The organism is candidate division KSB1 bacterium, assembly GCA_022562085.1.
In the GTDB taxonomy this organism is placed as follows: domain Bacteria; phylum Zhuqueibacterota; class Zhuqueibacteria; order Oceanimicrobiales; family Oceanimicrobiaceae; genus Oceanimicrobium.
The window spans coordinates 1-7,422 of sequence record JADFPY010000225.1; the positions used below are offsets into that span (position 1 = coordinate 1).

Sequence of the window (7,422 nt, forward strand, 5' to 3'; positions counted from 1 at the left end):
GAGATGTGCGAGCTTGCCAAATTTATGAAGGCACCAATGAGATTCAACGATTGGTCATTAGTAGAGCTATTCTTAAAGACTAACTATTCTTAAAAGACTAACAGCAGTCCATGTATTATTAAAGAATCACAACACAATTTTTATTACCCAATTAAATAGGATGTGTTAATGCCAGTCATCAAAACCAAAATCAACACCCGAAGTGCAGAATTCCAGGCCAATGTTGAAGCCATGACTGAGTTGGTAAACGACGTTCGGGACAAGGTTGCCATCATTGCACAAGGTGGTGGCTTTAATTATGGCGGCCTGGGCATGTCTCATCATGCCATCGAAGACCTCAGTATTTTGCGTGCTTTGCCAAATATGACGGTCGTGGCGCCTTGCAGTGAAGACGAAGTAAGGGGAGCGATGCAGGCGCTGTATGCATTGCCTGGGCCAGCTTATTTACGCCTGGATAAATCTAAAGCCGAACTGGGGGAAGGTATTCCAGTCTTTGAATTGGGCAAGGCGCGTTATGTTAGGGACGGCACCGCGGCAACGTTGATCGCCTGTGGAGGTATACTGGAGGAGGCCCTGCAAGCTTCGGAGAAATTGGCTGCGGATGGAATTGGTTGTCGCGTGATAAGCATGCATACATTAAAACCATTGGATGTCGAGGCTATTCAGCGAGCTGCCCACGAGACCGGCGGAATTATTTCTATTGAGGAAAATTATCAAAAAGCACACATTACAGCTAAGGCGATATCAGAATTTAAAAAAACCAATCAGGAAGTTATTACTTGACTATGAGGAATGTCTCTCTTAATTTTCGATACTATTTGTCCAATTTGTTTTGACCACATACAATGCAACTAAAAAAACTCAAAGCTCAAAAATCCTTTGTCCCAACTTGAGGATTCTCAAATTCCAAGGAGTTCGAGAAAATAACGCTACTTTGATGAAACTTGAAGCAGCATCTTCGCATTTTTTTGTTGACAGAAGTATAGTTTTTTTGTACTTTTCGTAATATTTTTTGATGAATTACTTGGTGCGAGGAGGAGGTCGTCTTACCTCGGTTTATGAAAAGAGAGTGGGAGGGGTGTGCCTGAGCACACTGGGTGGCTGAATTCTCGATCAAGTCTCCATGTTCGATAGAAAAACAGGTCATAATTTATCGTGAGCTTGAGATCATGAAAGTAAAGGTTATTGAGGAAGAAAAATTTTTGCAGGAACGCCTGGCAAGGAGTCAAGCATGGTTGGATGCCATGCCAGATTTGATGTTTATTCTGGACAAAAATGGTATTTATCTTGATTATAAAGCAGAAAGTGATGGTGATTCTATATAGGGCACCGAATGATTTTTTAGGTAGCGTGTTGACGAAGTTCTGCCACCCGATTTGGCCCGCATTTCAATTCGCTATATAAAGCGCTCATAAATTCTATGTTAAGCGTCTTGATACAAATCGTCCTACAAAATTAAGACTTCCAATAGTAATGATAGAATTTGAAAAAAAGTTTACAGAGAATCAAATCCTAATTGAGAAACGTACAAAATGAAAAAACTAATGGAAGAGACATCAACCCAAAAACTGTATTGGGATGAAGAAAATGAAATTGTTTGGGGGGAGTTGAGTTTTGAGATACAAACTCTAGAAAAAGCAATAGAAAATATTGACGCTCAAGAAAGGATACGTGATGCTCTAGGGAAGGAGATGACACGGGTGCTGATCGACATGCGAGAAATGAAATCCATTACAAGGGAAGCCCGTGAGTATTATGCCAACCAAAGAACCTGTTCCATTCAGCGAGCCACCGCATTACTGGTAAAATCAAAAGTAACCAAAGTGATGGCTAACTTTTTTATGGGATTGAATAAGCCGATCACTCCAACACGTATGTTTATTGAACCTGAAGAAGCAATACAATGGTTAACTGAGTTTAGTAATGCCTAAAAGTTCTCAAGAAAAAATAGATACAATCATTGAGTTTATCTCTGCCTTAGCCCGGGGCGATGTATCCCATCGACTTCAACGAATTGATGAGGATTCAAATGAGAATGATTTAGATGCAATTACAGAAGGACTGAATATGCTTGCTGAGGAATTGGAAGCATTACAGGGAAGGACTAAGGAACGGACGGAAAAACTGGATGAAGAACTAGAAACGACTCAGGAATACTTAGACACAATTATATTACAAATGCCTGCCGGTTTGGCCATTCTGGAAGGGCCGGACTTTAAATATTCTAGGATAAATCAGGAACTTGCTGGCATCAATGGATTATCCGTGGAAGAACACCTCGGAAGGCCGCTCGCCGAGGTTCTGCCTCAAGCAGCAAAGGACATTGTGCCCGTGTTACAAAAAGTACTGGACACCGGTGAAGCGACGCCGCGTCGTGAATTTAGTACACGGTTGCCGAAAGTTCCCGATGAGATTCGTCATTTTATTGATTCCTTTTTTCCCATCAAAGGGCCAGATGGCGAGGTAAAGGCTGTCGGTGTGGTTGTGCTTGACATTGGGGAGCGCAAGGAGGCGGAGATGCTACTGGCACGGACTAATGAGGAGTTAGAGAGACGGGTTAAGGAACGGACAGAAGAACTGCAAAAGGCCCTTCAGGCGAGCGAGATGGCGCGGCAGGCTTTGGTCAAGAGTGAGAAGATTGCCCAGGCGCAATTGACTGAAATTGACCAATTCTACAAAACGGCTCCTGTTGGGCTGTGTCTTTTAGATCGCGATCTGCGTTACCTCCGCATAAATCAGCAGTTAGCGGATATCAATGGCAAATCAATCTCCGAGCATATTGGCAAAACTATCCATGAAGTGATTCCAGACATTGCTAAAATAATAACAGGTATATATCTTAAAGTGATAGATTCCGGTGAGCCGATCATTAACAGCGAAGTAAAGGGTTTTCTTCCAGCGCAACCCGAGGTGCCACGCAACTGGCTGGTGAGTTACTATCCATTATTGTCCAATAAGGGTCTAGTACAGGGAGTGAACACGATCGTTATTGACATTACTGAACGCAAGCAGGCGGAAGTCGCGCTGCGTGAAAGTGAACAAACTCTGCGACAACTGGTTGAAACGACCAAGATCCTGCCTTGGCAAGCCGACGCCCAGACGTGGAAATTCACCTATGTTGGCCCTCAGGCCGAAGAGCTTTTGGGTTATCCGTCCGAACAGTGGTATGAAAAAGATTTTTGGGCTGAACACATCCATCCGGAAGATAGGGAGTGGACCATAGACTTCTGCATGAAGTCCGCCGGTCTTTGCAAAGATTACGAATTTGAATACCGCATGCTGGCAGCAGACGGCCGAATCGTTTGGTTTCACGACCTGGTCAGCGTTGTGTCAGAAAATGGTAAACCGAAGCTCCTTCGTGGTTTTATGATAGACATCACCGAGCGCAAGCGGATCGAGAAAGCTCAGAAGGATTCGGAGGAGAAATTCCGCGCCCTGTTTACCCAGGCCCGGGATGGCATTGTCCTGGCGGATAGCGAGACCGGACTAATAGTGGACTGCAACCAAGAGTTTGAAGTCATAACCGGAAGGAACCTTGGACAGTTACAGGAGATGAAAATCTGGGAAATACGGCCTCCGGATAAAATGAAGATTGCAAAGCGAGACTTTTTTGCGATCCAGGAAAAAGGGGGGGCTGACGCGAGAGAATTGACCATCAAAAAAGCTGATGGACGTGTTGTACCAATTGAGTTTACAAGCAGTCGAATAAACATCGGAGGCAAACCTTACAACCAAAGTATTGTCAGAGACATCACCGAGCGCAAAGAATCCGAGCGTACTATCCAAAGAATGGAACAACTGGCCACGCTTGGCGAACTGGCAGCTAACATTGCGCATGAAATCCGCAATCCTTTAGCATCCATAAGTTTAAATGTGCAGTATATTTCCGACTATTGGGAATTACCGAAAACATTGGTGAAAAAGGTTGAAAATATCAATCTGGCCCTTTTGAGAACCCAGGATATAATTCGGGAAACTTTAGAGTTTGCTCGTCCCTCACCGCCAGACTTACGACAGGTAAATATACATAGGGTTATCGAGAGTAGTATTCGCTCAGTTACAAAAGAATATGAGCAAGCTGAAATTCAGATCAAAAAGAATTTTCAGGCCAAAGTTCCACAGGTTTTGATTGATGATAATAAAATTCTGCAAGTTTTGATTAATTTACTCCAGAATGCAAAAGACGCCTCGCCTAAAGGTGGCATCGTAACTATAGCGACCCGAGCGCGTACGAATGAACTGCAAGTTCAGATTAAGGATAATGGTGATGGTATTTCAGCCGAAAAGCTGGATAAAATATTCGAGCCATTTTACTCGACAAAAAAAACAGGGTTTGGCCTGGGCCTGGCAATTGTTGCACGTCTGGTCGAACAACATGGTGCTCATATCGACGTCAAAAGCCGTGTTGGTAAGGGTACGGAATTTACAATCACGTTTAAGAGGACGCTATAGTATTGCCGGTGAAGTTTGCATTTTTTTTGAAAAAAAATTACAATAGACAAATCCCAAATTTCAAATAAATCACAAGACCCAAAGTCGAAGTACCAAACCAGAGTACGGCGGGACAAAACAGGAGCGCTTACTCACGTTAACGAAAAGAAGTTTGGAACTTGGAGGTTGCAACTTGGAATTTATTTGCGATTTGAACATTTGGGATTTGGAGATTTGCGGCTTAGCCGCGTTAGAATCTCGTGCCGGGTTGTTGACAGGATACAAGAATGAAACGAGTTTTAATCATAGAGGATGATGAACTTTTCCGTGAGGCCATTCGGGACTACCTGACCGAAGATTACAAAGTGGACGAAGTTGGTTCGGCCAAAGAGGCCTTGAGCTTCCTGGCAGAAAGCGGCGCCGACGTTGCTTTGTTGGACATTAATCTGCCCGATATAGATGGTATTACGCTCTTGCCTCAAATCAAAAAAAACTGGCCTGTTCTCCCAATTATTATGATGACCGCTGTAGACGCAGTCCCGCAAGTGGTTGAAGCGATCAAGAAGGGAGCCTTTGATTATCTCGCCAAACCAATTAATGCTCAAGAACTGCTGGTTGCGATAGAACGCGCCATCGAAGCATCCGAATTGCAGGGTGAGGTGGCACAACGACGAAATCTACAGTTGGTGTCAAATAGGGCTGTTAGGCTTATAGGAACCAGCAAAGAAATTGAGAATTTACGATTAGAAATTGCCAAAGTTGGGCCATCCGACACCACGGTTCTCATTGAAGGCGAAACCGGCACAGGCAAGGAAGTAGTTGCGCGGGAGATGCATAGCGCCAGCACCCGCGCTGAAAAGCCTTTTGTGGCGCTTAATTGTGGCGCGATACCCAATGAATTGATGGAGTCTGAGCTTTTTGGGCACAAAAGAGGTGCTTTTACCGGGGCGCATAAAGATAGTGAAGGCAAATTTCGACTGGCACATCGCGGCACATTGCTCCTTGACGAAATTGGCGAGCTCTCTTCCGCCGCACAAGTTAAGCTCTTAAGAGCTTTGGAAGAATTCAATGCCATCGCGATTGGTGTATGGTACACAGATTTTGGGGCGCGGCCGGCGGTACTGGACGGATGCAAAATATGCTCCTCTGGAGAATCGGGTCAGTCTGCTGGCGCAAGCGGTGCTATTCAAAGGCGGAATCGGAGGCAGTCTACTTCGAAAAGTTTCGTAAGGCCTGTTTGAGCGATGATGAAGTCGGAGCGATGCGAAGTCTGATATCCCGGCTTGACGGGATAGCACCGGACAAAAGAGCCCCGCTTCAGCTGCTTTTGGAGGCCGGTGATACGGAGTTGACGCAGGGGATCAGACAACTGGAGACGAGACTTTTTGCAAATTCCGGAAATGGCATTCATGGTGATGCAGGGTCCGGGAGGAAGCTCTACCAGGCGGTTGCGCGCTTTCGAAAGAATTCGTCTTTTACGAAAGGCACAGTAAAATTCGGCAGACAGGCTTTGCTGCCTAACTTGAACCCGGGGACTAAATAATATGCTATGCTCGCAAAGTCGAAAAAGCAAAAGAGGCAACAAGTCTAAGAGTATTGTGCTCTTCGACAATTCGGCGCTTAGACTTTCGACTTCAAATTAAGGGATGGTATGAACATGACCCCATTCTTTGATGCGCTTGTCGAGGGTAATAAGTGGAGCGCCTATTTTCAAACTGGAAGCAGCAATGATTCTGTCCGCCGGATCTTTATGGAACTCACCAGGTAATCTGGTGGCTAAAACAGCAATTTCGGGAGTGAGCTCTATTAACTTGATGCCTTTGTATTTTAAAGCTTGCGCAATCCAATCCTGGACATCGATGCTGAACCTTAGCCGGTTTTTAGCAACCAGCATGGCTATTTCCCAGCAGGAGATAATACTTACACCGAGGACGTCGTTGTCTCTAATAGCTTTGCGTGCTTTGGCTGGCAGCTTTTCAGGCCCATCATTGATAAAATAGAACCAGATATGCGTGTCGAGAACGATCACTCTTTTGCGGCCTCCCATTCGTCATCGATGGGAGAAATAAGATCACCGATAAATGTTGCCAGCCCCCTTAGCGAAGCATCGGTGCTGTCTTTTTTGTTGTCGAATGGCAGCAATTTCGCAACAGGCTTGCCATGTTTGGTGATGACCAGTGGCTCATTGGTCTGTGCCACGACATCAAGCAGGGCAAGACATTGCGCCTTAAATTTTCCAGCTGGTATTGTTTTCATTTTTGGCTTCCCATTATTGTGTACGGACTATGACCTAACTTTATGACTATGGGAATATAATTATGCCTCAAAACTAAACGCAAGGACTTTATAACAAAAACCGGAATAATTTTGAATGGAGGGTAAAATAATGAAAAATGCTATTGCTATTGTAATCACTCTGATCTGGTTGACCCCGTCCGCCGCGCAGCAAGACGCGGACCTGGCCAAGAAACTGGCGAACCCGATAGCCTCCCTGATCAGCCTGCCGATACAGGCCAATTATAGTGCGAATATCGGCGCCACTGAAGACGGCTCGGTCTGGAGAATTAACGTCCAGCCCGTGATTCCCTTTGGGCTGAGTGAAAATGTAAATGTGCTCTCCCGGACGATTTTGCCCATCGTAAGCCAGAGCGATATTCCCGTGAACGGAGCGGGAGAGTCCGGTATCGGCGATGTGGTACAGAGCTTTTTTTTCTCTCCCGCTAACGTACCCGCAGGCGGAATTATCTGGGGCATCGGTCCCGTTCTGCTCCTGCCGACGGCTTCCAACAACGCGCTGGGTGGGGAGAAATTCGGCGTTGGCCCCACCGCAGTCGCTCTGAAGCAGTCCGGCAAGTGGACCTTTGGCGGTCTGGTGAATCATATCGTCTCCGTGGCCGGCGAAGACACGCGCGCAGACGTAAACGCCACGTTCATTCAGCCGTTTATGTCGTATATCACTAAGACCCGGACGACTTTCGCACTCGCCTCCGA

10 protein-coding genes are annotated in these 7,422 nt (G+C 45.7%); 8 read left to right on the forward strand and 2 right to left on the reverse strand.

The features are described from left to right. The 7 genes from IH879_16085 to IH879_16115 all read left to right on the forward strand — a co-directional run. Positions 1-83, forward strand: an 83-nt coding sequence (locus tag IH879_16085; protein MCH7676446.1) for a hypothetical protein, incomplete at its 5' end; no start/stop codon positions are given. An 85-nt stretch (positions 84-168) separates the two neighbouring features. Then, positions 169-783 (forward strand): hypothetical protein, encoded by a 615-nt coding sequence (locus tag IH879_16090; GenBank protein ID MCH7676447.1) that lies wholly within the window; start codon positions 169-171, stop codon positions 781-783. Between the two features lie 386 nt (positions 784-1,169). Further along, positions 1,170-1,325, forward strand: coding sequence for a hypothetical protein (locus IH879_16095; protein MCH7676448.1), 156 nt, complete (start codon positions 1,170-1,172; stop codon positions 1,323-1,325). A 207-nt stretch (positions 1,326-1,532) separates the two neighbouring features. After that, on the forward strand, positions 1,533-1,931 hold the full coding sequence (locus tag IH879_16100; GenBank protein ID MCH7676449.1) for a hypothetical protein: 399 nt from the start codon (positions 1,533-1,535) through the stop codon (positions 1,929-1,931). Further along, entirely contained in the window at positions 1,924-4,452 is a 2,529-nt protein-coding gene (locus tag IH879_16105; protein ID MCH7676450.1) for a PAS domain S-box protein, read from the forward strand. The genes IH879_16100 and IH879_16105 overlap by 8 nt, the downstream gene beginning before the upstream one ends. A 266-nt stretch (positions 4,453-4,718) precedes the next feature. Continuing rightward, entirely contained in the window at positions 4,719-5,672 is a 954-nt protein-coding gene (locus IH879_16110) for a sigma-54-dependent Fis family transcriptional regulator (GenBank protein MCH7676451.1), read from the forward strand. 20 nt (positions 5,673-5,692) lie between these two features. Next, positions 5,693-5,974 carry a hypothetical protein gene (locus tag IH879_16115; GenBank protein MCH7676452.1) on the forward strand — a complete coding sequence of 94 codons (282 nt, stop codon included), beginning with the start codon at positions 5,693-5,695 and terminating at the stop codon, positions 5,972-5,974. A 96-nt stretch (positions 5,975-6,070) separates the two neighbouring features. On the opposite strand, the gene IH879_16120 is transcribed toward IH879_16115, so the two are convergent. Both IH879_16120 and IH879_16125 read right to left on the reverse strand, forming a co-directional pair. After that, a complete protein-coding gene (locus IH879_16120; GenBank protein MCH7676453.1) occupies positions 6,071-6,460 on the reverse strand; it encodes a type II toxin-antitoxin system VapC family toxin in 390 nt (129 codons plus the stop codon). Next, positions 6,457-6,687 carry a type II toxin-antitoxin system Phd/YefM family antitoxin gene (locus IH879_16125; protein MCH7676454.1) on the reverse strand — a complete coding sequence of 77 codons (231 nt, stop codon included), beginning with the start codon at positions 6,685-6,687 and terminating at the stop codon, positions 6,457-6,459. Before IH879_16125 ends, IH879_16120 begins: the two co-directional genes overlap by 4 nt. Positions 6,688-7,009: 322 nt before the next feature. Between IH879_16125 and IH879_16130 the strand changes: the two genes are divergently transcribed. Continuing rightward, positions 7,010-7,422: transporter (locus IH879_16130; protein MCH7676455.1), on the forward strand; the 413-nt coding region annotated here is incomplete at its 3' end.

Coding starts and splice junctions, on each gene's coding strand:
- IH879_16090 (MCH7676447.1), top strand. CDS start 169: ATGCCAGTCATCAAAACCAAAATCAACACCCGAAGTGCAGAATTCCAG.
- IH879_16095 (MCH7676448.1), top strand. CDS start 1,170: ATGAAAGTAAAGGTTATTGAGGAAGAAAAATTTTTGCAGGAACGCCTG.
- IH879_16100 (MCH7676449.1), top strand. CDS start 1,533: ATGAAAAAACTAATGGAAGAGACATCAACCCAAAAACTGTATTGGGAT.
- IH879_16105 (MCH7676450.1), top strand. CDS start 1,924: ATGCCTAAAAGTTCTCAAGAAAAAATAGATACAATCATTGAGTTTATC.
- IH879_16110 (MCH7676451.1), top strand. CDS start 4,719: ATGAAACGAGTTTTAATCATAGAGGATGATGAACTTTTCCGTGAGGCC.
- IH879_16115 (MCH7676452.1), top strand. CDS start 5,693: ATGCGAAGTCTGATATCCCGGCTTGACGGGATAGCACCGGACAAAAGA.
- IH879_16125 (MCH7676454.1), bottom strand. CDS start 6,687: ATGAAAACAATACCAGCTGGAAAATTTAAGGCGCAATGTCTTGCCCTG.